The organism is Desulfosporosinus burensis, assembly GCF_054657535.1.
This window is the reverse complement of the sequence record NZ_BAAHYN010000004.1, coordinates 40,585-66,524: the sequence shown is the minus strand read 5'-3', so window position 1 is coordinate 66,524 and position 25,940 is coordinate 40,585. Positions and strand designations below refer to the sequence as shown.

Genomic DNA, 25,940 nt, shown 5'->3' with positions numbered 1-25,940 from the left:
GGGCAACACCAGACCTCGTTAGGAACCACTATGCACGTACTGCAAAACGGAAGGCTTTATGGGGGAGGGGCTGCCCACATTTACTCTGAGATGTTTCAGAATATTCTTTTGATAGCCCAGCTGCACCGGTTAAAACTCAGTATTTATTTTAGTAGAATGGAGGTGCAAGAGGGGAAGTATTTGTTTGATCACCTTGTGTTTATTAACTCTAGCAACAAAGTAAAAGTAAAGAAATTTATTTTTGAGAGGAGATTATTATGGAAAAGGGATTAAAGAAATCGATTATTAATCTTTACGGATTACCCTCATTTGGATTCCAGTTATTTGTCAATATGGAGGTATTCTTTTTTGCAGCCTTTCTAACAGATTTTGCCAAGCTTCCTATGGCACTTGTCGGAACTGTATTGATGGTTACAAGCATCTTTGATATCCTATGGGTTCCTACTGCGGGAGTTATATTGGAAAAGAGTAATATGAGGTGGGGTAAATACCGTTCATGGCTACTTGTAGGACCACCTTTTGCGGCATTGTTCTTTATTTTGCAGTTTTCTAAAATCGGCTCCCCAACAATGAATGCTGTTATCATCACCATCGGATTTGTTGTCAGTCATTTAATTTGGAATATTTTTTATGCTGGACATGTTGCTTTGAATTCCTCGATGACAACGGTCAGAGAAGAAAGAATTGCGATGTCTACAAACAGGGGGATGTTTAATTCCTTAGGTGCTATCGTGTTTTCCTTAATCGGTATGAAGATGATTTTGGCCCTTGGCGAAGGAAGAGACCCTGCGACGGGATATACGCTAACCGTTATAATTACTGGAATTGTCATGATTGCTTGTTATTTTTCCTTGTTCTTTATGACCAAAGACTATGCTTTCCACGGAACCTCTGCTCAAACAGGAAAACCTGCCGAAAAAATGCCTATTGGCGAGATGCTGAAACAGATCGTAGTCAACCCGCCACTTATCGGCTTGATGTTGGGTGAACTTGGAAGATATTTAGGTAGGTTTGTTATCTTTGGACTAGCGTTCTATTATTTTAAATATGTTGTCAATAATCTGGCTGTAATTGCGATTTTCATGACGGGGCTTAACGTTGTTACGTTCGTTGGAGCTTTGATTGCAAATCCACTTGCTAAGAAGTTTGGTGAAAGAAATGTCTATATTTTGTCACTTTCAATCTTTATAGTCGGGCTTTTGGCGGTATGGGCCTTACCTATGAATTATGTTTCCTTCATGATCATCATGTTCATCGCCTATTTAGGATATGGCATGCCTGATGCTTTAGGTGTTGTTATGTATTCATCGACGGTTGATTATGGTGAATGGAAAACCGGCAAGAATGCCAGAGGATTTATCATGTCTCTAATTAGTTTCCCAATCAAGACGGCTATTCTTGTAAGAAGTGTTGTGATCACGGCTGTGCTGGCCGGAGCAGGATATGTTGCAAATATGAAGGCTACACCAGTACTAGTAGAATCTATCAAAAACGGGTTGACTCTAGTTCCAGCGATTATAATGCTTGCAGGTTTGATGTTCATTATCTTCCTTTATAAAATTACACCTCAAAGTCTGGCTAAAATGCAAGAAGAAATTGCTGCTAGAAAAGCCTAGATTAACGGCTAAGATAGTTTCTTTTTGAAGAATTCCAAATAAGAGAGATGATTAAGCCCATCTCTCTTATTGTAATTAAAGCTTGAATGAATGGATTCAAATCCAGCGCTAAATCATTCGTTCATAAAGGGGTTAGGTATATGGAAGAAAGAGACCTCCAAAAATTTATTGAGATAATGCCAAGCTTAAATGGGGTTATGCAGGACGATATTACCGTTATTGTGTTTGATCTTAGAAAAGAGATTATCGCGGCCTATGCACCAGGTCAACTTAAAATGCCCTCCAAAGCTGGGGATCCAATTAAGAATATGGAAAATTTTAATTTGGTAAAGAAATCCAAAGAACAATTATCGTCAATAGTTCCTACAAGATTCTTCGGAGTTCCTGCCAAAGGTCTTCTTACACCAGTCTTTGATGAAAATAGAGAGGTTGTTGCCATAGTATCGGTTTCCAAAAGCATAGAAAAAGAAGCAAAAATCGAAGAAGGTACTTCTAAGCTCTTTTCCTCTATGGAACAATTGAACGCTGGTATTGAGGAAATTGCTTCAAGTTCACAACAACTATCAACGTTTATCAGAGAAATGGATGAATTCAGCTCGCAAACTGAAAAAAAGATAAAGGCCATCGATGGCATAATAGAGGATATTAAAAGTATATCCAAACATTCAAACCTCCTAGCCTTAAATGCATCTATAGAAGCAGCGAGGGCGGGAGAGGCAGGCAGAGGATTTAGTGTCGTAGCTAAAGAAATGGGCAAACTCTCAAGCTTAAGTAAGGAGTCAGCAGAAAAGGTGGCAGGGTCGCTTTTAGAAATAAAAGAGGCTATTGAGTTTATCAGTGGAGGAATCAATAAAACAAGCCTTTCATCGGAAAACCAAGCTGCAGCAACTGAGGAAATGGCTGCTACGACCGATGAAATTGTCTCTATCGCAAAGCAACTATCTGATTTAGCAAAGGTTCAAACGGTAGATGAAATAATCAGTCAGAAGAAGGTATAACTACTTCTTGCCTATCAAATAGGCATCATAGGAGGAGATGGTTACATGACAGCGCAGAAAGAAAAAGGATGGCAAAGGTATCATACAATCTGGCTAATGCTCTTTATTGGATGGATAGTTTCCTATGCTGACAGGACTCTGACGGGGCCAGTCGTTACTTGGATGATTGCTAACAAGGTTGGTTTTTTAGAGGCTGCCAGTAACCCTCATGCCCTTGGTGGTTTGCTAGGAAGCTTATTTTTCGCTGGATATATGCTGACCCAATTTCCCGGAGGTTACTTTGGGGACAAGTTTGGTTATAGGACGATTGTGGTCATCAGTATTTTTTGGGCGGGAATTACCACTCTATTAACGGGATTGACTGGTGGCTTAGTGGCTTTTATTGCCTTGCGGGTCCTCACCGGATTAGGTGAGGGAGTACTCTATTCAAATGACCGCTCCCTAGTTGCAGAAGTCACTCCTCCCAATAAGCTTGGTTTAGGCATGGGAGTAGTCATGGGCGGACTTACAGTAGGTTTGTCTGCCGCTCTGGTAGGAACAGTATACTTAATAGAATGGGCTCAACCTGCCATGGGTGTCAATGCTTGGAAAGCGCCCTTTCTTATCTTGGGGACAGTCACAATTATCGTCGCCTTCATTATTCGGAAGGCACTGAGACCTCAAGGGAAAATTGGTTCTGAGAATTTTGGCAAGGCTTTCTTCAATTTGCTGAAGTATTCTAGCGTATTCTTTGTGGCCATTATGGCTGTCTATTTTATAACGAATGCTCTACACTTAAATGATGTGATCATTGCCATTCTCTTAACGTGTCTAGCGTTTGTACTAATTGCCTTTATCTTTATCAAGAAAGGTAATGAAGTTAACCCGATATTAAGGGACAAAAATCTTGTTCTCATCTATATATCGTATATTGCGATATTATGGCACCTCTGGTTCTATGGTTTTTGGGGAGGCGCCGTAATCAAAGAGTTTGGTGGCGGTACTCTAACTTCGGCCTTATTGGTTATTTCTTTCAATGCTATTGCTGGGGTAATCGGTTTTCCTTTAGGTGGAAAAATCTCCGATATGGTAGCCCATAAACCGAATGGTCGTCGCAATGTCTTAATCGCGATGGAAGCACTTTTGACGGTGTTTATCTTTGTCTTTGCAGCTTATGTCATGTCCGGAAGAAATGATATGGTTGTACAATCGGTTATTCTCTTTGTTTCTGGTTTAATTTTTTTCGCGTTGCAAGCGGTTGCCCATGCCCTTACTTCAGAAATTGCACCCGTTCATTTGCGCGGAGCAGCGTTTGGAATGTTGAATCTTGTATCTGAAATTGGTGCAGTATTATCGCCGGTGATTTCGGGTGCCATTCGAGATAGTACAGGAAGCTGGGGAACGCCCTTAATTTTAGATGGCGTTTTAATGGGAATCAGCTGTATTATGATCATGGGAGTCAGTACGAAACTTGCGGATAATAGTAGTAATGTATTACTGCCAAAATAAATTGGTTTCTGCATTAAAAGGTACCTTCTAACCCTTGGACATGTTGCGATATGATAAGTTCGCATCGAATCAAGAAGTCCCGACGGCTGAAATCAGCATTGTACGGGACTTCTTGAATAAATAATGCGATAATGCACTTGTAAGGAAAATAGTCAATTAAACATTCGGGACCTACTTTTAATTGCAAGTATTGGAGGGACTAAGATGGCGACAGGAATTATTCACTGTGGGGCCTGCGGTTTTACCATTAATGTCAAGGCAGTGAGCGATGAAAGTCAATCAAATTCTCGAAGAAGCAAGATGATAAAATTAGAGATAACAAGCGATTGTCCTAATTACCAAAAGATCGCCAACGAGTTAACGGAAGTTGATGCCTACAAAGAAATTCTGAATAAACTTCATACTGGGAAGGTTTATGAAATTTTTGCGAAATATAGCCCGCATCCTAGCTGTCCTGGAGTCTCTGGAATACTGAAAACGGTGGAAGTGGCAGCCGGTTTGGCATTGCCACAAAATGCTAGTATTAGCGTAACGAAGTAAAAAGGTGGGGCAATTGTTATGGAAACTATTATAAGAAATCTAGTCGAAGACGCCTTAGCATTAAATGCAACCCATGCTTCAATTGCCGAAGTGACTGAGATCAAGTTTAATGAGGATTTCAGAAAGCTATGTGAACAGAATTCATGTGGTTCTTACAATAAAAACTGGATGTGCCCTCCCGCTGTAGGTCCTTTCCAAGAATTGAAAGAGAGGGCCTTGAGTTTTAAGCAGGGTCTTTTGTTCCAGACGGTCCATCCGATAGCAAGTTCTCTTGACTGGAAAGGCATGCTAGAGGGAGGGGTTAATCATACGAAGATATTCAGAAAGATACTAGAGTGTATGGAGAATAACTATAACTTTAAAGAAATACTTCCACTGAATGCGGGGCCGTGTACCTATTGTACAAAGTGTGCCTATTTAGTAGGAGAGAAATGTAAATTTCCAGATAAGGCAGTGTCATCCGTTGAGGCCAATGGAATTGACGTAATGGACTTGGTGAAAGCCTCCGGAATACCCTATAACAATGGGAAAAATACTGTTTCCTATGTAGCCTTAATATTGTTCAATAGTTTATAAGCTCACAAAGTGAATTTCATGGGAAATAGAAGCGAGGTGGTAGTCTTGAAAACAGTGGGCATAGCCTGTCAAACAATTGAGGACGAACTTAAGGCTGTCTATATGACCTTGCCAGTCCCTTTCCCGATCGTGTGGGTTGAATCAGGTCTACACAATTATCCTGCGCAGCTGAAGGGAAGGATCCAAGTAGAAATCGACAAGATTAGTGGCGCGGAGAATATTCTTCTGTTGTTTGGATATTGTGGCAATAGCATCGAGGGTCTTGTTTCTGCACAGGCCCGATTAGTGGTTCCCAAGGTTGAAGATTGTATATCCTTGTTGCTCGGTGGAAATAAGAATCGTCTAGCCCTAAGTGCGGAGACCCCAGCCTTTTATTTGACAGATGGTTGGTTACGGTATGAAAAAAATATCTACTGGGAGTATGAAAAGTGCTTAGAGAAATATGGTGAGGACAGAGCCCTGCGGATTTTTCGGGCTATGTTTGCGCATTATTCCAACCTCAATTTCATTGACACGGGGACTTATAATTTAGAGTTTGTAATGAACAGGACAGCTGAGTTCGCTACAAAGTTAAATCTTAAACAGGGAATTGTTCCAGGTACTTTAAAATTGATCACTAAGGCATTCTTGGAAGAATGGGATGAAGATTTTCTGATAGTTCCGCCGGGAGTACCCATACACCTAAACTATGGTGTGGTCTCTTCAACTAGTCAGGGATAGAAGAAGTGATTTCTGCAGTGATAATGGCTGCGTTATTCTTAGGAGAGAGCATGAGTTCTACTCAGATAATGGGTGGTATGAAATACATTAGGGCTTGGCTGATTAATTTGGTCAAGCCCTTCATCTATGAATTAATAAATGAGAAATGAGAACTCTATTAAGAGATAAAGGGAGAAGGTGGAACAAAAGTATGCAATTTTACAAAAAGGGGTTAATCGTTTTTGGATTAATTTTTTTAGTAGTATATATCTCTTTTAGGTTTACCTATGCCTGGTATATGGATCCTTCATCGTGTAAGAAATGCCACGAAGTTGAGCCATACCATGCATCTTGGCAAGAATCGCCTCATAAAAATATCGATTGTATGGACTGTCATAAAACCAGAGGACCGTTTCACAGACTAGATACAACGTTTCGCGGCATAAAGAATTTAAGTCTGCATATTAAAGGTGAATACTTTTCCTTTAGGGCGGTTTATTATGATACTAATTGCATCAACTGTCATACAGGTAATTTTAAATCTGAAACAAATGCACCACTTATGCCTAAAAACCATGCCAAGCTTATTAAAAACGGTGTAGGGTGCAACAATTGCCATAGAGATACGGGTCATAAAAATGGTCTTGGCGTTGATAAAAAATTTGATGAGTTGGCAGAATAGTATTGTAAAAAAAATACTATTCTTTAAAGGGATTCTCACTTTAACCGTTGAAACTACTTATAGAAAAGGATGCAATTAGAGTGTTCGGGTGTTAAACAAGAGGGGGAGAGAGAATGTTGAAGAGAGGATTGTGGTGCCACAATCCTCTCTTCTATAGACTTCAAAGCGGTGCCAGAGTAGCCCCATTAGATTTCGAAAGGCAACTCGTCTAAAAAATCATGAAGGATTTCAAATCCCAATCCAGCAAGGAACCATTCGGGGGCCATACGAAGGGTAATGTATCCATTGACGTTTAATTTGTCACTATAGTGCCAGGGACAATCACCTAAGACTCCTGCCAAAATAAGACCACTAGAATATTCTATCATCCAGATCATAGCTAAATATCCCAGTCCGCGGATCCACCAAGGAAAAGACCGTATGTGGGTATGCATGGGTTCGAGAAAGACTGCCAGCCCATAAATGGGCATCATCACTAAAAAGGTAAACCCTTGCATGCTGAAATCCCCTCTGAAGAGGGAGGCAAAACCCGTATAGATGACCTCAAGGACAAGACCAATGATTCCGTAAATTAAGAAGCGCTTAAGTGTTCTCATAGATTTAGTATGGTTAGACAAAATTAGAACATACATCTTTCAGGTAGGAATCTTTTGGAAAAAGAGGGAGGGGGCAATCAAGGTTCTAATGGTTGATTACGGTCAATTTGATCTAAATTTATTGACAAATGTTAGTTAAGTGGTATATCATAAGAAGATAATTAAATATAAAGTTCTCATTAAGAGTGGTGGAGGGACTGGCCCGATGAAACCCAGCAACCGGCCTTTGAGGCAGTGGTGCTAATTCCTGCAGGATTTTCCTGAAAGATGAGTTGAGCTGAAGGCTATCTGCAAACTCTTCTTTGAATAGAAGAGTTTTTTTATTATCCTCAGACAAACTCAGAAGAAAAGGGGATAGACTATTGAGAAATGATAAAGAGGATGTACGAGTGGGGTTACTGGGGTTTGGAATAGTAGGGCAGGGTCTTGTCCAAGGAATTAATTTGCAGATTAATAATATTAGTCGTCGACTTGGCGTTCCACTGAAAATTCAAAGAGCTTTGGTTCAAGATACTAAAAAGAAAAGACTAGTTGGCTTACCTGAATTTACAACGAATGCCCGAGATATTTTGGAGGATCCGGAAATTGATATCGTGGTAGAAGTAATGGGAGGAGAACAACCAGCTTATGCCTACATTAAGCAAGCCTTGGAGCAAAGAAAACAGGTTGTAACTGCCAATAAGTTGTTGCTTGCTTTACACGGCCCAGAACTCAAGGCTCTTGCCCTCCGAAATGGGACTGGCCTGCTCTATGAAGGAAGTGTTTTAGGCGGAATCCCAATTCTACGCACAATTCAACGGGGCCTTTGTGGAGATCGAGTGGAAGAAGTCCAAGGGATATTTAATGGCACAACGAACTTTGTTTTGACCAGGATGTATGATTTAGGCGAAGATTATTCCACAGCACTTCGTCTTGCTCAGAAAGCAGGGTATGCCGAAGCTGAACCTTCAATGGATGTTAGTGGCTTAGATGCTGCCTGTAAATTAGTAATTCTCTGTCGAGAGTGTTTTGATTTGGATATTCAGCTTAAAGATGTGACGATGTCTGGAATTGAACAGTTGGATAAAGGGCAAATTGCTTTGGAGAAGGGACAAGGACGCATTCCCAAATTGATTGCTCGTGCTAAACCACAAAAGCAAGAGATTAGAGTTGGAGTCGAATGGTTACCGGATACCGATTTGTTAAGTCGAGTCTCTGGGGTGCAAAATGCTCTCTCTTTGCGGACACTTTTAGCTGGCGAGCTTTTCTGGAGCGGCCCGGGAGCGGGTGGGTTGGCCACAGGAGGGGCTGTTTTGGGCGATATTATGGAGGCGGCGGAGAGGGTTCTCGTGGAGCGCGATAGAGGTTTTCTACAGGCCGGGAGATAAGATATCCCAAGCAATTTTCTTAAGGTCAGCTTCTAGGGGATCGAAAAACTTTAAAGACGCCTTTTTATACTAGGGTCAAATTGCATAAGAGTGAACTCGTTTCAACTAAGCTTGAATATCGAGGGAGTCTCGCGATTGGATGAATGGCTTTCTGAAAAATGGTCAATGCTGTTAACAGAGAGTGGTATACAGTCTGATTTATCTAAACCGCTCATTTACAACAAATAAGGAGGAACAATGGTTAAGAAACTTTTCCTGGTTGTAACTATCCTGATATTAATGGTTTCTTTTGTTGGTTGTGCAAAAAAACCTGTAACTCCAGCACCCGCACCCCAACCCAACAATGCGACACTAACACCGGAAGGGCATCCCGCTGAAACCCCAGTTCAACCTGGGGGCAAAGTAAGCGGGGCTGATGTGGAAACCAAAATAAATGACCTGCTTAGTAAAAACTATCCCGGGGACTGGAAAGTAACCGGAACCACTTTAAGTAAAGGTGCCTACACTGAAAATGGTAATCACAAAATAGTGGATGACGTTGCAGCCTTGTTCCCGGATACCATGGGGGTATCTATTTTCGTAGGCGAAGAAAGAATGTCTTCCAGTATCTTACAAGGAACCGCAAGGGTTCTAAAAGGGTATGCCACCCCAGAAACTGTTGGAGTGGTTATGAAAAGTGGAACGACTACTAGTACTCTAAGCGGCGGATATCTGAAGGTCTATATTCCCTTTAAGGATAGTAGCGATAAGACTGTGGCAGTTATGACGGTATCAGTACCGCAGGAATAAGTAAGGACCAGGCAAACAATACAGAACCGAGGCTTAGCCTCGGTTCTTCGAATAGTGCGCCCGGCATGGGCGCTGTCTCTCTAAGGTGAAAGTCCCGAATGGTGAAGGCAGTAGTAACCATGCTTAAGGCAAGGGTGTCCACTGCCAGGTGGAATCTGAAGAAAAGCCGGCGGCAAATCTCCGGCCTGAGGAACACGAATCTCATATAAGGCTCTTTAAAAGTGGATGAGTCTACGACCAAGACGAAATCCTTACTGCCGAAGCTTTCAGGGAGTAAATGAGGCGGGTAGATGGAGAGAAAGACAGCGTTCTTACCCGGGGAGGTCTGCCAACCACCGGAGTAACTTCGGAACCCAGACTGTGAAGTTTGGCTGAGTTGGCAGAAGTCAACAGAGGGCATAGTAAGTCTCTGGTAGCTAACAGAGAACGAAGGCCCAAACAGAAAAAAATAAACTATTACGTAACATTTCGCGCTAAAACGCTCAATTCCTCTTAATTATGCAGTCGAATTGACTCAATTTCTGCATCCCTTCCGGTGACTAAAATGACTCTGATCCTGGTTAAAAGGTATGATTTGCTCGATACTCAGAGGGGGTAATACCTTCGTGCTTTTTGAAAATGGCTGAAAAATAGCTACTGGAATTAAACCCGGTAGCAGCAGCTATTTGGTCTATTGTGGCAGTTGATCTACGCAATTGTTGTTTGGCATTCTTGAGCCGTACTTGGGCCAGATAGTCTGTTAAACTGATACCTGTATGCTTATTAAAGATCCGGCTGAGATAAGCGGGACTGAGGTGGACATGAGTTGCCACTATATTAAGTGAAATATTATGGGTATAGTTAGATTCGATATAGTCCTTGGCCTTACTTACTAAGACTTGGGATTGATTAAACGGCTGATTTAAACCTAATAAACCAATACATTTTTCCAGCATTATCTCCCCCCAATATCTTATATCATCGAGGGAGGATACATGGGATAAATCTTGGGCAAGCTCATTTTCAATTGAAGTAACTTCGGCGGGATCAGCACCTGCAGAAAGGGTAACTTGTATGACAATTATCATGAGTCGTACAGCAAAAGAATTTAGAAGAATTGTTTGTGGAATCTGGTTTGAAGCAGCGAGCTGCTCAAGAAGTTCAAGGATAAGCGCTAATTGACGTTTGCCCTCCTTAAGATTTCCTGCTCTTACTTGCTCCTCAAGTCCTGTCAAATCCAGAGTAGGACCAGGTTGAAACTTTCTAAGGGAAAATCTATCCATAGCCTGTTTTACAGCCTCGATCAGTTGTTGTGGCTGAATTGGTTTGAGTAAGTAATCTGTGGCTTGAGCTTTTATAGCCTGCTGAGAATAAGAAAATTTACCATAGGCAGTTAAAATAATGACTTCTGTGGCAGGGTAAAGTGCCTTAATTTGTCTGGTTGCTTCAATTCCGTCAATTCCGGGCATTTTGATATCCATGATAATCAAATCAGGGCGTGTGAGATGAACCTTTTCTAATGATTCACGCCCATTGGTAGCTTCTCCAACTATTGTGATAGGGAGGCCGGAACTTTGTAAGATAAAGCATATAATCTTGCGTTCTAATTCCTCATCATCCACTAGTAATACTCTATACATCCTACTACCACCCTTAAGATCTGTTGCTTATGATATGATGCTACATTAATTATACTTTCTTTTAACATGCATGCATTACAAAATCTTAATACTCTAGGTAAAAATTTTAATAAGTTATTCAAATAATCTGACAACATCCTAAGAACATTGCACATTGTTTTGTCTGGCTTTAGAACATAATTGTGAGATGATAAAGGTACTAAACGTTCCCATATTGAAAGGAGATTATTAAAATGATTATCGGAGTACCTAAAGAAATTAAGAATAATGAAAACCGTGTTGCTCTTACTCCCGCTGGCGTAGTGGCATTCTACAAAGCCGGCCACCAAGTTGTCGTTGAAAATAATGCTGGTCTTGGCAGTGGAATAAGTAACGAGGAATACATTACCGCTGGCGCCGAAGTCTTGGCGACTCCGGCAGATGTTTATACCCGTGCGGAAATGATCATGAAAGTTAAAGAGCCCTTGGCTGTTGAATATGATCTGTTCAAAGACGGTCAACTACTGTTTACCTATCTTCACTTGGCTCCAGAGCCTGCCTTGACAGCAGCGTTACTCAAGAAAAATGTCGTAGGTATTGCTTACGAAACTGTTCAGCCTGCTGACGGCAGCTTGCCTTTACTCATCCCGATGAGTGAAGTAGCCGGGCGTATGGCAACTCAAATTGGTGCTCAGTTTCTGGAAAAGCAATATGGTGGAAAAGGTATTCTCTTAGGTGGGGTTCCTGGAGTTTCCCCTGCTAAAGTTACGATTGTTGGTGGTGGTATCGTTGGTATTAATGCCGCTAAAATGGCGATTGGAATGGGAGCAGAGGTTACTATTCTGGATGTAAGTAATGCCCGTCTCCGCTATCTGGATGATATCTTTGGTTCACGGATCAAAACTCTAATGTCCAACAGTTATAATATTTCGCAGGCTGTAGCGCAAGCTGATTTGCTGGTTGGAGCAGTTTTGATCCCCGGTGCGAAAGCTCCTAAGCTGGTTACTGAGGAAATGGTGAAAGCTATGAAACCGGGTTCGGTGATTGTTGACGTTGCTATTGACCAAGGTGGTAGTGTAGAAACGATTGATCATGTGACCACTCATGCAGAACCAACCTATGAAAAGTTTGGAGTTATACACTATAGTGTCGCCAACATGCCTGGAGCAGTAGCCCGTACTTCGACTTTCGCCTTGACCAATGCTACGTTACCCTATGCACTTAAGCTTGCTAACCTGGGCTATGCTGATGCAATCAGAACTGACCTGGCCCTGGCCCGCGGTGTAAACGTAATCCATGGTAAACTCACCTATAAAGCAGTTGCAGAAGCGCTTAATCTGGAGTACACGCCATTAAGTGACGTGACGGAAGTTCCCTCAAGTTTTTAAGCCGGATTAAGATACTAAGAACGATTTAAGCTAACCGAAGTTTTCTCAGATAGGAAAGGACAGGCACAAAAGCTTGTCCTTTTTCCATTTTCAATGAATGCTACACCATCCATGGTGCATTCGACACTAGACATGTCCTGTGTCGTCGCTTCAGTTGCAGTGCGCTGGCCATGACTCGAACAAGGATGTTCGAGGTTAGAACACCCGCCATGGATGGCAAGGTGTCGTGATGGAGAGAAGGGACCCACCCGAAACTTACACTTTCTGACTTGGCATTAAGAGACTAACTGTAGTAAGCCCATGTTCAGGTAACAGCTTGACCCCGAATTCCTTGCCAAATTGAAGTTGCAGGCGTTTATGAACATTGCGCAGACCAATCCCCGCAATAATTTGATGATCCCTGCCCAAATCGATCGCAGCATAATCATAAGGCATGCCGACTCCATCATCTATCACAGAGATCTCCACAACATGGTTGTTTACTTTTCTAGCCTTAATCCAGAGGTGGCCAATACTCTCTTTTGGTTCCAATCCGTGGATACAGGCATTCTCCGCTAAAGGTTGCAAACTTAAAAAAGGAATCTGTAAATTTTGGAGGTTTTCCGGAACGTCTATAGATACTTCTAGTCGACTTCCAAATCGGGTTTTTTGAATAAGAAGATAGCTTTCCACATAATGTAGTTCTTCACACAAGGAAACCAGTTCTTCTGGCTGATCTAAATTATGCCTTAGTAAATTAGACAGGGCGAAAAGAGTGTTTAATCCTTTTGTAGTTTCACCGAGAGTTACCAAACTGATGATAGTGTTTAGAGTGTTGAATAAAAAGTGGGGTTTAATTTGAGCCTGTAGGTTTTTTAACTCTGCCTTATGCAACGTGTGCTCAAGCTCTACGATGATTCGCGCGTCCTCAGCTGCTTTTAATTTCTCTTTGCTTAACGCTTCTTGCATCTTAGCCCGATAGATCAGTTCGACAATATAACTTACCACAAATTGTATAAGTCCTCCGGCAGCTTGGCATTTTTCCATGCTTATAACCTGGATTTCCTGGAAAGATTGGATTAAGTGTTCGGGATCAAGACCCAAGTCAGAAGTAGCGTGAAGCATATCTTCAATCTCTTGAGTTTGTGGTTTTTCGAGGAGCATCTGACCGCAGGTAATCGATCCATAGAACTGATCATCTACTATGATGGGTACTGACATTAGCATAACACCAGCATGGCATTTGCCCATACAGGAGTTGCCCTGCTCTACGGTATTATAACCTAGCTGAGCATTGGAATTAATACATCGCTTTAGACCAGCCTCTTTGGAGCGGATGCTACGGCAAAATCCATAAAAGTAATCATGCTGAACCACAGGAAAACCCAGGGCATCATTAATATCAATCGTGATGTCAGTGGCCTTAGTGAAGGTTTCAATGATTCGTACTAGCTTGTCCTCTTCAATGAGTTGAAATAGGCTCTTTGGTTTATGATCCATACAATCCTCTCCTGTACGATGTCTAAACTCATTTTCTAGAGTTAACTTGCAACCAGATGATTGATTGGTATCCAAATAACAAATGATATACGACTGAAAAATGAGTATATCATTAATTGATTATAGACTTAATTCAATGCTTATTACCAGCCCAATTTATGTAAATTAAATCGACTCGAACTCTGTGAACCCACTGTTGGCGAGGGTATGAAAAGTTGGGACACAACTTGCTCCGCACTCATACAGTTCGTATCATTTAGATGCTGATATACTCAGTAACCTTGTTTGTTGTAGATTGACTTGGCACCCTCCAATCAGAAGCATACCCAGCACAACCAAGAGTCCCCCAGACCATTGGTGCAATGCAACGCGCTCCCCTAATATCAAAACAGACAGGACCAACGAAGTGAGTGGCATCATACCGGAAAAGGCAGCAGCTGTATATGCGGTGCAGCGTTTTATACCAGCGTACCAAAAAATGAAAGCCAGTGCAGTTACGAACAAACCGTACCACCCCAATGCCAACCATTCTTTAATACCAAGTGACATAAGCGATAAAACTGGATGCTCGAATAGTGATGGTATTAGGCAAAGAAGCAAAGCAATTCCTGATACAAGGATCGTTTGGACAATGGGATTTATGGGAAGAGAACGAGCTGCAACTATTCTAAGACTACTGATCCGGGATAGAATATTGAACAGAGATTCACATACTGCAGCACAGAGAACCAATATATTCCCGATTACATGATTCATAGTCAATGCATTTCCAGGTAACAATATTCCCTGTAACAACAGAATACCTATAATAGTACTGAAAATACCGAAAAGGCTTTTTTTATATAAGGGTTCCTTTAACAGAAACCTTGCAAAAAGTGCTGTTGCTGCTGGTGTCGCTCCGGTTAGGACTCCGGCTTCACCTGAACTTGTGTACAATAAACCCTGTAAAAGAAACATACGGAATAGAAAAATACCAAATGTTGCCTGGAGAAGTAGTGTAACCCAGTCGCGTGCCGACATCTGTTGAAGCGTCTTTCTGAGATTGCTTCTGCAAAGCGGCAGCAAAGCAAGAATTGCAAGCAGCAAGCTGGTAGCAGTAATGGTAAATGTTCCTAAATGACCGGAAACGAAGCGTGCTGCAATAACTGAAGTTCCTGCCAGCGTAAAAGCACCCATTAAATAAATCATTCCTTTAAACCGTTCCATTTTCATCCTCCATATAATTTTATTTTGTAGTGATGAATAATCAGGTATGTTATAATCATACAAAATAAACTGGTCTAGCAACAGAACCAGTTGAAGGAGAATATTAATAGTCCAGTTGGAGGGAGTATGTGGGGAATAGAACAGTTGAAAGAAACAATGCCACAGGCTCAATCGTTCAGGGCTGATTTTAAGACAGGTCAGCCAGATCTACGATATTTTCCGCGATATCAATGGCAGCAACTATTCGTTAAAGCATTTGAAAAAATGCCATTAAATCAACTAGGTTATTCCGGACCGGAAGGGCTTCTGTCGTTACGTGAAGAAATTGCTGCATGGCTATTTCGAAGCAAGGGGCTTGCAGTTAGTTCACAAGATATCTTCATTACTGCTGGAGCAACGCAAGCCTTACATTTGATTGCCGATTTACTGTCTACTGAGGGACGGGAGATGCTGATAGAGGACCCATGCCATATCGGTATGCTGCGAGCACTCCAAGGTAAAGGATATTCAATGCGTCCAGTGCCGGTGGATGCACTAGGACTTCAGACCGAGTATCTTGATGGTAGAGGAGCATGTGCAGTATATGTAACACCTTCTCATCAGTTTCCTCTGGGAGGCATTCTTCCAGCTAAACGTCGAGCCGCGTTGATACGATTTGCTAGGGAAAATAACTTGTATATTGTTGAGGATGATTATGATAGTGAATTCAGATATTGCGGGGCCCCGGTATCTCCTCTCTATTCGATGGATCCGCAACGGGTGATTTATGTTGGGACATTCAGCAAAGTTTTATTCCCAGCGTTAAGGATCGGTTATGTGGTGTTGCCGCAACAACTACACTCACAGTGGCGGTATCTACGTATTCATGCAGATGTCCAGAATCCCCCTTTTGAACAGGCGGCCTTGGCTGAATACTTGCATACTCGAAAACTAGATAGGCATGTACAGCAGATGCGGAGGGTATATGGACAGAGGCGACATGTCCTTTTACAGACGCTGGATGAAACATTCAGGAAAGCATGGCACCCGTGGGGAGATGCTGCAGGGTTACATCTTGCCCTAGAGTTTCCAGGTATGCGTTTTGATAATGAGTTTGCACAGCGGGGTCGAAACTATGGGATTCGTGTTACTCCGGTGGAATATCACAGTATCCGCAAAGGTAAGCATTTAGACAAGTTGTTGATAGGATATGGGCATCTGGAACCGGATGAGATCCGGAATGGAATTTTATTGTTGCATGACTTTATGAAAGAAAATGGCCAAACCCCCGTAACGGTATAGATTTACCGTTACGGGGGTTTCTTTGCACTAGTCGTAATATGCAGTTGTATGCAAGTTGGTGTGCAAGTTGGGGACGGTTCTTGGCTTGCATGACTTGCACATGGATAAGTTCAACTAAACTTTCGGATGGAGTAAAACTTCACCTGAGGTAAGCATTCCTTTACCGGATTTCGTTGCTATGCGCAGGCCTGCGGATTTCAATTAACTTAACGATTCCCCAAGCAATGATCGCATAAACAATCATTGCGATAATGGTCGTTGGCTCTAAGACTGACTGTGCCTCAATTCCTTTAGTGACAGCTGGTCGGAAAATACCATTGAAGGGGACTAAGAAGGCTTGTGATACAGAATAGATGAACGCTACAAAAAGGCTTTGAGGATTGGCCCCTAATAGCTTGAAGATTAAGCGAAAGGCTAATAAAACTTCTAAAACTCCTAAGATATAATAAACAATTCTTATTGCTTGACGATTTCTTGGCTCAGTGTTAATAACGGTACCTTCGTTCACTTATTATCCCTCCTTGTAAAGTTACATTATTATCTTTCCATATTTCATAGTAACTATAACAAATAGAATGGCTAATTTGGAAATTAGTTATCAACTATTATAGGGAGTTAGTTAGATAATGAGATAAATGTGTGTTTCTACATAGTATGTACATATTTACCATTGCTGATGAGCAAACTTTCTATAGTAACTTAAAAGGGGGATCGGTAATGACTGAAACCATACTGGAGAAAACAGAAGGCCGGGTAAGTTATCATGACTCTGTTGAAGAGATGCTAGTACGTATCCGGGAAGATGGTATGTCCAATTCTTTCGATCGCTGGACCCAACAAGAGAAGATTCGCTGCAAATTTTGTCTTCAAGGCTTAACTTGTCAACAATGTGCTCAAGGACCCTGCCGAATCAGTGAAAAGGGTGGACAGGATAAAGGCGTCTGTGGAATCGGCCCCGATGCCATGGCTATGAGAAAGTTGCTTCTGCAAAATATTATGGGAGCGGGGACCTATAGCCATCATGCCTATGAGGCTTTCAGAACCTTAAAGGCGACTGGAGAAGGGAAAACTCCATTTAATATTACAGATGTTAATAAACTTAAATGGATGTGTGAAAAGCTTGGACTCAATTCGAATCAGGATACTAACCAGATGGCCATACAATTAGCCGATCTCCTTAATGCACAGATGAATATTGGATCTGAAGAGCCTAACCTTATGGTCGAAGCATTTGCTCCGAAGAAACGGAAACAAGTCTGGAAGGACTTAAATATTTACCCTGCCGGTGCCGTTCATGAAGAGCAAAATTGTGTCGCTAGTTGCTTAACTAATGTCGATGGAGATTACGTATCATTGGCACTCAAAGCCTTGCGCTTGGGACTTGCCACAATCTATAATGCTCAAATTGGGCTGGAAATGACCCAAGATATTTTGTTTGGTACGCCTAAACCCCACGAAGTCAATGTTGATTTAGGGATTATGGACCCTGATTACGTTAATATCGTGTTCAATGGTCACCAACCATGGCCTGGAGTTGCAACCATTCAAAAGGCCAAAACGAAGGAAGTCCAAGATCGGGCCAAAGCGGCTGGGGCGAAAGGACTTAGAATCGTCGGTTCTATCGAAACCGGACAAGAATTGGTCCAGAGATTTCCTGTAGATGATGTTTTTGTGGGTTTAATGGGGAATTGGTTGACCATAGAGCCCCTTTTAGCTACCGGGACGGTGGATGTCCTAGCCATGGATGAGAACTGTTCCCCACCAGCCATTGATATGTATGCAGAAAAATATCAAATAACCCTGGTGAGTGTCAGTACGATCATCGGTGTACCGGGACTCCAACATAAGTATGCGTATCATCCGGCTGAAGTTGATGCAATAGCTGATCAGCTCATTAATTTGAGTATTGAAAACTTCAATAAGCGAAAAGGAACAATTACCCCGAAGGTTCCCAAAATCACGCAGAAGGCGATTGCGGGATTCTCCACTGAAGCTGTCTTAGAGGCTCTTGGCAACAAACTAGATCCGCTCGTTGATGTCATCGCAGCGGGAAAAATTAAAGGTGTTGTCGCCCTAGTGAGCTGCTCGACCATTAGGAATGGCCCACAGGATTGGAACACTGTAAATCTGGCAAAAGAACTAATCAAAAAGGATATTTTGGTTGTTTCCGGTGGGTGTGGAAATCACGCCTTAGAAGTGGCGGGTCTATGTAATATGGATGCCGTTAAAATGGCGGGTAATGGCCTAGGAGAAATATGCGGTGCCTTAAAAATCCCACCCGTCTTGAGTTTCGGAACCTGTACGGATACAGGAAGAATCTCGATGCTCGTCACAGCGCTGGCAGATCATTTGGATGTTGATGTACCGCAATTACCCATTGCAGTGTCTGCGCCCGAATGGATGGAGCAAAAGGCGACGATTGATGGAGTATTTGCTGTTGCATATGGGGCGTACACTCATCTATCCCCGACCCCCTTTGTGACGGGCGCACCCCAACTCGTCAAATTATTGACCCAAGATGTGGAAGGGCTAACCGGAGGGAAGGTCGCCCTCGGAGATGATCCTGTCGAAGTGGCCAACAACATCGAAGCTCACATTATGGCCAAGCGGAAGGGCTTAGGATTGAGCTAAACCTTCGTAGAATTGCTTCATAAACTCCAATAGCTTTAAGCTGAATAGATCCACCGTGTTCTTTGCAGATACTTAGTTTGAAATTGAAAGTATAAGAAATCCTCGACTCGTAGTGAAACGATGTCGAGGATTTTTATTGTTGTGCAGGCTTGCTTATGCCCATTATAACTGGCAACATCCCTAATCCACAAAACAATTGACAGAAAAAACCATATCATGTTAGTATTGCATTGTGAACACTGTGTTATCATTACGAACATAAGTGGACCTCGTACAAGGAGTGAGCCGAGTTGGAAACTGAGGAGAAATACTCGATAAAAGTAATTTTAAAAACGATGGAACTGCTCAAGTGTTTTTCCCCTCAACAGTCTGAGTGGACGGTCAATGAACTAAGCAATAAGCTGAATATGAACCGCACGACGGTTTACCGAATCCTGACCACTTTGGCATCAGGCGGATTTGTGCAATCAAACCTGAAATCCGGTGGTTTCAGACTTGGTTCCACTCTAATTGGATTAAGCTTAGCGCTCTTTAATAGTATGGACATACGCACGTTGGCTGGACCTGTGCTTCAAGGGTTAACCCAGAAAACTGGGGAGAGTGTGCACTTAACAATTTGGTATAAGGATAAAGCAATGCTTATTGATCAATGGGAAAGTCCTTCGGACATCAAGGTTTCCGTACCTCTAGGCAAGAAATTTTCCGCTCATTGCACAGCAACCGGTAAAATATTTTTATCTGAACTACCAGATAAGGAATTCGATAGGTACTTGTCAGAACATGAGTTGAAGACGTTTACTCCAAACACAATCATAGACAAGGAAGCCCTCAGAGAAGCGGTGCTTAAGGTCAGGCACAAGCAGCTGGCGTTCGATTTTGAAGAATATGCCATAGATATTGTGGCTTGTGCAGCTCCAATTTTTTCTTACGACCAGAAGATAAGCGCTTCAATAGCTGTATTAGGGCCTAGTAGGCGAATGCGAACGAAAATAGAGGAAATTGCAGCACTAACCAAGGAAGCAAGTGAACTAATTTCTAAGAGCTTAGGGTATATTGCGTGTGAAGTCGTTAACTAAGGTTGAACATCGAGACTTCGATGACGATAGTGTCCGGTGCACAGTATCGCTGATCGATCATAAGTGGAGTTTTAAGGGAGAACCGAAAGGTCGAAGTGATTACTATGGGGGAGGAAGTTATTAATGGAACAAACATCCAAAGAAAAATCCCATTCCACTCTTACTCTCAGTATCAATGGTGATACCCACTTATTCGCCTTGGGAGAGGGCTGTCACGAGGTCTCTCCGTCTCACACCTTAGCTTTTACCCTCAGAGAGAGGTTAGGGCTTACGGGTACTAAAATTTCCTGTGATCGTGGTGCTTGTGGCTGCTGTACTGTGATGATGGACGGGAAAGCGGTCCTCTCCTGTATGCTCTTGACTGTAGAGTGTGAAGGAACGGTGATTTCTACAATTGAAGGTCTAGGAGATCCTATGACAGGATCCATTGATCCTATCCAGCAATCCTTTATCGACCATACGGCCTTCCAGTGCGGGTTCTGTACCCCGGGAATTATCATGAGCACCAAGGCCCTCCTTATCGAGAACCCCTTTCCCACAAGAGGGCAGGTCCAAGAAGCCCTCTCCGGGAATTTCTGTCGGTGTAACAGTCATTATCATGTCCTGGATGCGGTGATGGCAGTTGCCCGAAAGGACGGTTAAGAAATGAAAGACTACCGCTTTATTGGCAAATCCACTCCCCGCAAGGATGCACTCGACATCGTTACGGGCAAGACCAAGTTCATTAATGATTTTAGCGTCCCCAATATGCTCTACGCTAAGATCCTCAGAAGTCCTCTTCCTCATGCCCTCATCAAGAGTATCGATACTACCAAGGCGATGAATCTCCCTGGTGTGAAGGTCGTCCTCACCTACCAAGATATTCCCGACTGGATGGGGGGATTACCCCAACACGTTCGAGTCCTCGACAGTAAAGTCCGTTATGTTGGTGACGCAGTTGCCTTGGTAGCGGCTGAGACGGAGGAGATTGGAGAAGAGGCACTCCGCCTGATTGTGGTCGAGTACGAACCCCTTCCCGCAGTCTATGATGTAGATGAAGCTATACAACCCAAGGCACCGCAGTTGTATGAGCAGTTCCCGGGTAATGTCTTGCCGCGGGGAATCCGGGTGTTTGGACCCAACCCCCTTCAGGAGCTTGTCATTGGGGATATCGACCAGGGAATCGCAGAGGCCGATTTCATTGTTGAGGGAACCTATGCCTATGAGAATATACCCAATCCGCTGCCTCCGGAATCTCCTGGAGCAATCGCGGTTTGGGAAGGGACGGATACCTTAACAGTTTGGTCGGCATCCCAGGGTCCCCATATGCTCAAAGTTGCTCTTCAGAATTTTATGGGGAGGTCCACTAAGGTAAAGTCGATCGGGAGTCCCGTTGGAGGAAGTTATGGTTCAAAGTATATGTCTTGGCAGTATGTTTTTCCGGCCGCTGCGCTCGCCAAAGCGACAGGGAGGCCTGTCAAGATTTGTTACGGGAAGGCAGAACATTTGGCTGCCTTTTCAGTCCGCATCGGATCCCGCATTCATGGTAAGGTAGGCATGAAGATGGACGGCACCGTAACGTTCTTTGAGGGCGATTGGTTAGTTAACACCGGCGCCTTTTCAGAAGGGACTCAGGGTATGGTAGCAGTGGGGTGCGGTGAAGTGCAACTCATGCTGAAGTGTGCCAATTGGAATCTTAAACCCCAAGTGGTATGCACCAACAGAACAGCTTCAGGGCAGGTGCGAGGGTACGGCGGTCAAGAACTGAAATGCGCCTTGGTTCCCATCCTTACTCTGGGAATGGAAAAGGCTAACATTGATCCAGTCGATTTCTTCAAGAGGAATTATGTGAAACCAGGGGAAGGCTATTACTGGCGGGATGGAAAATGGTGGGTTTCTAAGGGAATCGACTTCACCAAGGCGATCGAAGAAGGCGCTAAAGCCTTCGGTTGGCAAGAAAAATGGCAAGGTTGGTTAAAACCTACATCTGTCATGGGTACAAAGCGGAGAGGCGTGGGAGTTGGAGTACACGGGAATGCTGATGTTGGGGAGGATGTATCCGAGGCCTTTGTGCGTCTTGATCCCGATGGTAAGGCTACAATCTACTCAGGCTTGGCGGAACATGGTACAGGTCAGCGCAGCAACATCTGTAAGTACGTGGCTGAGATTCTACAGCTTCCTCTTGACCGGATTTCTGTTACAGCGTCGGATTCAAGCATCAACCCCTTTGAGTTTGGACCTGTAGGTTCGAGGGGAACTTACGCCATAGGCAGTGCTGTAATAGCTGCCGCAGAAGATGCTAAAAAACAGCTTTTTGAAATAATGGCCCCAAAGTTTAATGAAATAATGGCTCCTAAGTATAATGTGACGTCGGAAGACTTGGAAACGGAAGACGGGATGGTCTACGTGAAAGGGAAACCCGAAGTAAGGCTCCCGTGGATCAAAGGGCTGCGCTATCATGGCACCTGTCTGGGTCGCGGCCGTTTCGAGCCTGATTTCACTCAACCCAACTTCATGATGATCTTTACCGAAGTGGAAGTTGATACTGAAACGGGCAAAGTTGATCTGATTAGAGTAGTAGCTGCTACCGACGTTGGACAGATCATTGATCCTCTTGGCATTACAAATCAGCTCAATGGCTGCCTGGGTTCTGCTGGTATCGATAGCGCTCTCTTCGAAGAGACGGTTTTAGATACACGGCTCGGACGTATCATGAACCCCAACATGATCGACTACAAGTGGCGTACCTTTGCAGAACTTCCCGAGATGGAACATGCAATCCTCGAAACACCCTTTCCCACCCATCGCTTCCATGCCATTGGCGTAGGTGAGATTGCCCCGTCTCCTGGGCCCTCTGCCGTTCTCATGGCCGTAACCAATGCCATAGGTGTGAGGATCCATGATTATCCACTAACCCCTGATAAGATCTTAAGTGCTTTAGGGAAGATAGATACTCTGAAAAAGGGGGGGAGAGGATGAAAACTTTTACTCATGTGAATGCTACTTCGGTGAATGAAGCGATACAACTGCTTGTCAAATACCAAGGAAGGGCCAAGCTTAATGCTGGGGGAACAGATCTCCTCGGTGTCTTAAAGGACCGTATTCTCCCTGACTATCCTCAAGTGATTATCAACCTCAAAACGATCCCTGACCTCAATTTTCTCGTGGAAGACGAAGCGGGGATATGTATAGGTGCCTTAACCCCTCTCATAGACATAATTAGCTCTCCCTTTATCGAAAAGACATATTCCCTTCTTAGAGAGGCAGTCATAACCGTCGCCTCTCCTCAGATTCGGAATATGGCGACGATCGGCGGTAATCTTTGTCAGGATACCCGTTGCTGGTACTATCGCTATCCCGACGAGATTGGAGGTATGATCAAGTGCTTCAGGAAAGGGGGAAAGACTTGTCCAGCCGTCGCAGGTGAGAACCGCTACCATGCGATTATGGGGGCAAAGAAATGCTATGCGGTCTGTCCCTCCGATACGGCTGTGGCACTAACCGTTCTTGATGCATCGCTTACTATAGTAGGTGGAGGAGGAACCCGAAATATCTCATTGGAGGAGTTCTTTACTCCCATGGGGAATGTACTTGCACCTGATGAGATGATAACGATGATTAATATTCCAAAGCCTTCCCCCGTTGCCAGACAAAATTTTCTTAAGTTCACCCTTAGGAAACCCATTGACTTCGCCATTGTTAGTGCTGCATCTCTCATCACAATAGATAAGGGGATCTGTATAGATGCCCGGATTATACTAGGGGCGGTAGCTCCCAAACCTATTCGGGTCATTGAGGCCGAGGAATTTTTAAGAGGGAAAGAATTGTCCGAAGAGATTGTAGCGGAAGCAGCGAGGCTCGCTCTGGTCGGAGCCAAGCCCCTTGCCAAAAATGCCTATAAGCTTGAGGTCGCCAAGACGCTGGTGAAGAGGGTAGTGAAGGGTCTATGAAAAAAAGGGGTAGAATCCAGGTGGGATTCTACCCCTTTTTCAGTGGGCTCTAATTGAGCGACGGCTTCAGTCTAGAAAACTTGAAATGAAATTAATAGTTTATTGAAGAATAGATAATGAAGCTTGAATATATATGAATGTTACTGTTACTCGCCGCTGCTTCCGTAGGGCTTTATTCCCAAGCCATGCTAAACGGGGCTATTGCAATGGAAAACATCCCTTTGCGAGATGTTTTTTGGGATTAGGGATCTGCATTGTCTTATTAATTAAGGCCAAGAAATTGCACAGTATTCTGTTAAAGGTTTTGTTACTACCTTTCAGTGATCAATTGATCCCTTTCGGAGATTATATGGAGGTTTGGCTGCTTTATTCTGATATGATGTATACAAAATATACATCATATTAATTGGGGGAAAAAGGATGAGCATTGGATCTTACGCTATAACTACAGATGTTATCAAGCAATGGGATCAAGGGCTTTTATTTAAGATCCTCGATAACATTGAAGACGTTGTAATGGTTCTTGATTCAGATACCACGATTGTTTATGCCAATGAGTCTTACGCCAAGATTTTGGGAGTACCGGTTCAAAAGGTCTTGGGGCGCAGGCTAGATTTGATCGAGCCCGAATGTCTGGCTATCAAAGTTTTGCGCTCAGGAAAAGTTAGTAACGAGCGGGACAATCTTTCTACAGTTGGTATTGATGTAATTGGACGTGCGTTTCCGCTTTTTGAAGGGGACCAGGTCGTAGGCTGTGTTTCAATTTTCAATAACATAACTAAAGTTGTTGAGTTGAGCAGGGAATTACAACGGACTAAGGGAGTAGCTGACTATTTGCAGGATCAGTTAAATCAGCGGACGCAGTTGCCTTTGTCCTTTAAAGAATATGTAGGGCAGAACAGTCGTTTGAGGGAAACCTTGAGGTTAGCGGCAAAAGTGGCTCGAACTGATAGTACAGTACTAATCTTGGGTGAAAGCGGAGTTGGTAAGGAAGTTTTAGCCAGGGCCATTCATAATTCCAGCCGGCGGAAGGATAAACCTTTGATTAAAGTTAACTGTGCGGCTATACCGGAGGCTTTGCTGGAAAGCGAGTTGTTCGGGTTTGAGGATGGGGCTTTTACAGGGGCAAAAAAGGGTGGCAAGCTAGGGAAATTTGAACTGGCTCACGGTGGGACCATTTTTTTGGATGAAATCGGTGATATGAGCATTAATATGCAGGCTAAGCTGTTGAGGGTATTACAGGAAAGAGAATTAGAACGGGTTGGAAGCACTAAGACCATAAGCTTGAATATAAGAGTGATTACGGCTACAAATCGTAATTTGGAAGAGATGATGAAGGAAGGGACTTTCCGCCGTGATTTGTATTATCGACTCAATATTGTGCCGCTATACTTATTGCCGTTGCGCGAACGTATGGATGACCTCTTCACTCTTGCCCAAAAGTTTCTTACTCAATACTCGGAGGAAGCTAATCAAGAGTTAACCCTTTCTCCACAAGTGATAAGGATTCTGCAGGCTCATGACTGGCCAGGCAATATTAGAGAATTGCAAAATGTCTTGGAGCACGCCAGCATTGTTCGAAGTGGTACGCAAATTGAAATCAAGCATTTACCGGGTTATTTGCGCCCAATTAATACTGAATGGGAACAGATCCAAGACAGGCCTTATGATTTAAAAGAAACTGTAGCTAAAGTTGAACGAGACTTAATGCTTGCGGTTTTGGCGAAGAGTAACAACAACCGGAGTGAAGCTATAAGAGAATTAGGTATTTCGCGCCGCGCCTTCTATGAAAAACTGTACAAGTATAATATAGCAAGCCAAGCGGAAAACAAATTCACCGATTAGCTGAGGCAGTCTCTCAGGGATAATTTGCAGCGTTAGAATAAATTATTAAATCTGAGGTGATACAAGAGATACTTGGTAATAAGGGCTAGCGTCAAAGGCAACTTGCAATGACAGCTAGCCTAATAAATTTCTTTTAAAATAATTTATGTACAAGAA

22 protein-coding genes and 1 riboswitch are annotated in these 25,940 nt (G+C 43.2%); of the genes, 17 read left to right on the top strand and 5 right to left on the bottom strand.

Going from position 1 to position 25,940, the window contains the following annotated elements; all coding sequences use genetic code 11:
* Nucleotides 1-257: 257 nt before the first annotated feature.
* From ACYQ3Q_RS07665 to ACYQ3Q_RS07635, 7 genes are all read left to right on the top strand, one after another.
* Nucleotides 258-1,616: an MFS transporter gene (locus tag ACYQ3Q_RS07665; RefSeq protein WP_459928018.1), complete on the top strand. Its 1,359-nt coding sequence runs from the start codon at nt 258-260 to the stop codon at nt 1,614-1,616.
* A 140-nt stretch (nt 1,617-1,756) separates the two neighbouring features.
* A complete protein-coding gene (locus ACYQ3Q_RS07660; RefSeq protein ID WP_459928017.1) occupies nt 1,757-2,614 on the top strand; it encodes a methyl-accepting chemotaxis protein in 858 nt (285 codons plus the stop codon).
* A gap of 45 nt (nt 2,615-2,659) precedes the next feature.
* Nucleotides 2,660-4,102: an MFS transporter gene (locus ACYQ3Q_RS07655; protein ID WP_459928016.1), complete on the top strand. Its 1,443-nt coding sequence runs from the start codon at nt 2,660-2,662 to the stop codon at nt 4,100-4,102.
* Nucleotides 4,103-4,306: 204 nt separating this feature from the next.
* Nucleotides 4,307-4,642 (top strand): DUF6951 family protein, encoded by a 336-nt coding sequence (locus ACYQ3Q_RS07650; protein ID WP_459928015.1) that lies wholly within the window; start codon nt 4,307-4,309, stop codon nt 4,640-4,642.
* 18 nt (nt 4,643-4,660) lie between these two features.
* The gene (locus ACYQ3Q_RS07645) at nt 4,661-5,218 is read left to right on the top strand and encodes a DUF2284 domain-containing protein (protein ID WP_459928014.1); all 558 of its coding nucleotides are present in this window, start codon (nt 4,661-4,663) and stop codon (nt 5,216-5,218) included.
* A 54-nt stretch (nt 5,219-5,272) separates the two neighbouring features.
* A complete protein-coding gene (locus tag ACYQ3Q_RS07640) occupies nt 5,273-5,938 on the top strand; it encodes a DUF1638 domain-containing protein (protein ID WP_459928314.1) in 666 nt (221 codons plus the stop codon).
* Nucleotides 5,939-6,128: 190 nt separating this feature from the next.
* On the top strand, nt 6,129-6,599 hold the full coding sequence (locus ACYQ3Q_RS07635) for a NapC/NirT family cytochrome c (protein ID WP_459928013.1): 471 nt from the start codon (nt 6,129-6,131) through the stop codon (nt 6,597-6,599).
* A gap of 185 nt (nt 6,600-6,784) precedes the next feature.
* Here the strand turns inward: ACYQ3Q_RS07635 and ACYQ3Q_RS07630 are convergent, their stop codons facing one another.
* Nucleotides 6,785-7,195, bottom strand: coding sequence for a putative ABC transporter permease (locus tag ACYQ3Q_RS07630; RefSeq protein WP_459928012.1), 411 nt, complete (start codon nt 7,193-7,195; stop codon nt 6,785-6,787).
* 173 nt (nt 7,196-7,368) lie between these two features.
* Nucleotides 7,369-7,469, top strand: a riboswitch (SAM riboswitch).
* A gap of 88 nt (nt 7,470-7,557) precedes the next feature.
* On the opposite strand from ACYQ3Q_RS07630, the gene ACYQ3Q_RS07625 reads away from it, so the two are divergent.
* Entirely contained in the window at nt 7,558-8,562 is a 1,005-nt protein-coding gene (locus ACYQ3Q_RS07625) for a homoserine dehydrogenase (protein WP_459928011.1), read from the top strand.
* Between the two features lie 237 nt (nt 8,563-8,799).
* Complete coding sequence (locus ACYQ3Q_RS07620) at nt 8,800-9,351, top strand: cache domain-containing protein (RefSeq protein ID WP_459928010.1); 552 nt, start codon at nt 8,800-8,802, stop codon at nt 9,349-9,351.
* A gap of 560 nt (nt 9,352-9,911) precedes the next feature.
* Here the strand turns inward: ACYQ3Q_RS07620 and ACYQ3Q_RS07615 are convergent.
* A complete protein-coding gene (locus ACYQ3Q_RS07615; RefSeq protein WP_459928009.1) occupies nt 9,912-10,970 on the bottom strand; it encodes a response regulator transcription factor in 1,059 nt (352 codons plus the stop codon).
* Nucleotides 10,971-11,203: 233 nt separating this feature from the next.
* On the opposite strand from ACYQ3Q_RS07615, the gene ald reads away from it, so the two are divergent.
* Nucleotides 11,204-12,337 (top strand): alanine dehydrogenase, encoded by a 1,134-nt coding sequence (ald, locus tag ACYQ3Q_RS07610; protein ID WP_459928008.1) that lies wholly within the window; start codon nt 11,204-11,206, stop codon nt 12,335-12,337.
* 255 nt (nt 12,338-12,592) lie between these two features.
* On the opposite strand, the gene ACYQ3Q_RS07605 is transcribed toward ald, so the two are convergent.
* A complete protein-coding gene (locus ACYQ3Q_RS07605; RefSeq protein ID WP_459928007.1) occupies nt 12,593-13,816 on the bottom strand; it encodes a sensor histidine kinase in 1,224 nt (407 codons plus the stop codon).
* Nucleotides 13,817-14,068: 252 nt separating this feature from the next.
* Nucleotides 14,069-15,022, bottom strand: a complete 954-nt coding sequence (locus tag ACYQ3Q_RS07600; RefSeq protein WP_459928006.1) for a DMT family transporter — start codon at nt 15,020-15,022, stop codon at nt 14,069-14,071.
* Between the two features lie 126 nt (nt 15,023-15,148).
* Here ACYQ3Q_RS07600 and pdxR point away from each other — a divergent pair, with 126 nt between their 5' ends.
* Nucleotides 15,149-16,303, top strand: a complete 1,155-nt coding sequence (gene pdxR / locus ACYQ3Q_RS07595; protein WP_459928005.1) for a MocR-like pyridoxine biosynthesis transcription factor PdxR — start codon at nt 15,149-15,151, stop codon at nt 16,301-16,303.
* 160 nt (nt 16,304-16,463) lie between these two features.
* Here the strand turns inward: pdxR and ACYQ3Q_RS07590 are convergent, their stop codons facing one another.
* The gene (locus ACYQ3Q_RS07590; RefSeq protein WP_459928004.1) at nt 16,464-16,811 is read right to left on the bottom strand and encodes a YggT family protein; all 348 of its coding nucleotides are present in this window, start codon (nt 16,809-16,811) and stop codon (nt 16,464-16,466) included.
* Between the two features lie 209 nt (nt 16,812-17,020).
* On the opposite strand from ACYQ3Q_RS07590, the gene cooS reads away from it, so the two are divergent.
* The 6 genes from cooS (at nt 17,021) to ACYQ3Q_RS07560 (ending at nt 25,784) form a co-directional block, all read left to right on the top strand.
* Nucleotides 17,021-18,934, top strand: a complete 1,914-nt coding sequence (cooS, locus tag ACYQ3Q_RS07585; RefSeq protein ID WP_459928003.1) for an anaerobic carbon-monoxide dehydrogenase catalytic subunit — start codon at nt 17,021-17,023, stop codon at nt 18,932-18,934.
* Between the two features lie 290 nt (nt 18,935-19,224).
* Nucleotides 19,225-20,010, top strand: coding sequence for an IclR family transcriptional regulator (locus tag ACYQ3Q_RS07580; RefSeq protein WP_459928002.1), 786 nt, complete (start codon nt 19,225-19,227; stop codon nt 20,008-20,010).
* Nucleotides 20,011-20,133: 123 nt separating this feature from the next.
* Nucleotides 20,134-20,652, top strand: a complete 519-nt coding sequence (locus tag ACYQ3Q_RS07575) for a (2Fe-2S)-binding protein (RefSeq protein WP_459928001.1) — start codon at nt 20,134-20,136, stop codon at nt 20,650-20,652.
* Between the two features lie 3 nt (nt 20,653-20,655).
* A complete protein-coding gene (locus ACYQ3Q_RS07570; RefSeq protein WP_459928000.1) occupies nt 20,656-22,968 on the top strand; it encodes a xanthine dehydrogenase family protein molybdopterin-binding subunit in 2,313 nt (770 codons plus the stop codon).
* The gene (locus tag ACYQ3Q_RS07565; protein ID WP_459927999.1) at nt 22,965-23,939 is read left to right on the top strand and encodes an FAD binding domain-containing protein; all 975 of its coding nucleotides are present in this window, start codon (nt 22,965-22,967) and stop codon (nt 23,937-23,939) included. The genes ACYQ3Q_RS07570 and ACYQ3Q_RS07565 overlap by 4 nt, the downstream gene beginning before the upstream one ends.
* Before the next feature lie 420 nt (nt 23,940-24,359).
* Nucleotides 24,360-25,784, top strand: coding sequence for a sigma-54 interaction domain-containing protein (locus tag ACYQ3Q_RS07560; protein ID WP_459927998.1), 1,425 nt, complete (start codon nt 24,360-24,362; stop codon nt 25,782-25,784).
* The last annotated feature ends 156 nt before the right edge of the window (nt 25,785-25,940 follow it).

Coding starts and splice junctions, on each gene's coding strand:
- ACYQ3Q_RS07665 (WP_459928018.1), top strand. CDS start 258: ATGGAAAAGGGATTAAAGAAATCGATTATTAATCTTTACGGATTACCC.
- ACYQ3Q_RS07660 (WP_459928017.1), top strand. CDS start 1,757: ATGGAAGAAAGAGACCTCCAAAAATTTATTGAGATAATGCCAAGCTTA.
- ACYQ3Q_RS07655 (WP_459928016.1), top strand. CDS start 2,660: ATGACAGCGCAGAAAGAAAAAGGATGGCAAAGGTATCATACAATCTGG.
- ACYQ3Q_RS07650 (WP_459928015.1), top strand. CDS start 4,307: ATGGCGACAGGAATTATTCACTGTGGGGCCTGCGGTTTTACCATTAAT.
- ACYQ3Q_RS07645 (WP_459928014.1), top strand. CDS start 4,661: ATGGAAACTATTATAAGAAATCTAGTCGAAGACGCCTTAGCATTAAAT.
- ACYQ3Q_RS07635 (WP_459928013.1), top strand. CDS start 6,129: ATGCAATTTTACAAAAAGGGGTTAATCGTTTTTGGATTAATTTTTTTA.
- ACYQ3Q_RS07630 (WP_459928012.1), bottom strand. CDS start 7,195: ATGAGAACACTTAAGCGCTTCTTAATTTACGGAATCATTGGTCTTGTC.
- ACYQ3Q_RS07620 (WP_459928010.1), top strand. CDS start 8,800: ATGGTTAAGAAACTTTTCCTGGTTGTAACTATCCTGATATTAATGGTT.
- ACYQ3Q_RS07615 (WP_459928009.1), bottom strand. CDS start 10,970: ATGTATAGAGTATTACTAGTGGATGATGAGGAATTAGAACGCAAGATT.
- ald (WP_459928008.1), top strand. CDS start 11,204: ATGATTATCGGAGTACCTAAAGAAATTAAGAATAATGAAAACCGTGTT.
- ACYQ3Q_RS07605 (WP_459928007.1), bottom strand. CDS start 13,816: ATGGATCATAAACCAAAGAGCCTATTTCAACTCATTGAAGAGGACAAG.
- ACYQ3Q_RS07600 (WP_459928006.1), bottom strand. CDS start 15,022: ATGGAACGGTTTAAAGGAATGATTTATTTAATGGGTGCTTTTACGCTG.
- pdxR (WP_459928005.1), top strand. CDS start 15,149: ATGTGGGGAATAGAACAGTTGAAAGAAACAATGCCACAGGCTCAATCG.
- cooS (WP_459928003.1), top strand. CDS start 17,021: ATGACTGAAACCATACTGGAGAAAACAGAAGGCCGGGTAAGTTATCAT.
- ACYQ3Q_RS07575 (WP_459928001.1), top strand. CDS start 20,134: ATGGAACAAACATCCAAAGAAAAATCCCATTCCACTCTTACTCTCAGT.
- ACYQ3Q_RS07570 (WP_459928000.1), top strand. CDS start 20,656: ATGAAAGACTACCGCTTTATTGGCAAATCCACTCCCCGCAAGGATGCA.
- ACYQ3Q_RS07565 (WP_459927999.1), top strand. CDS start 22,965: ATGAAAACTTTTACTCATGTGAATGCTACTTCGGTGAATGAAGCGATA.
- ACYQ3Q_RS07560 (WP_459927998.1), top strand. CDS start 24,360: ATGAGCATTGGATCTTACGCTATAACTACAGATGTTATCAAGCAATGG.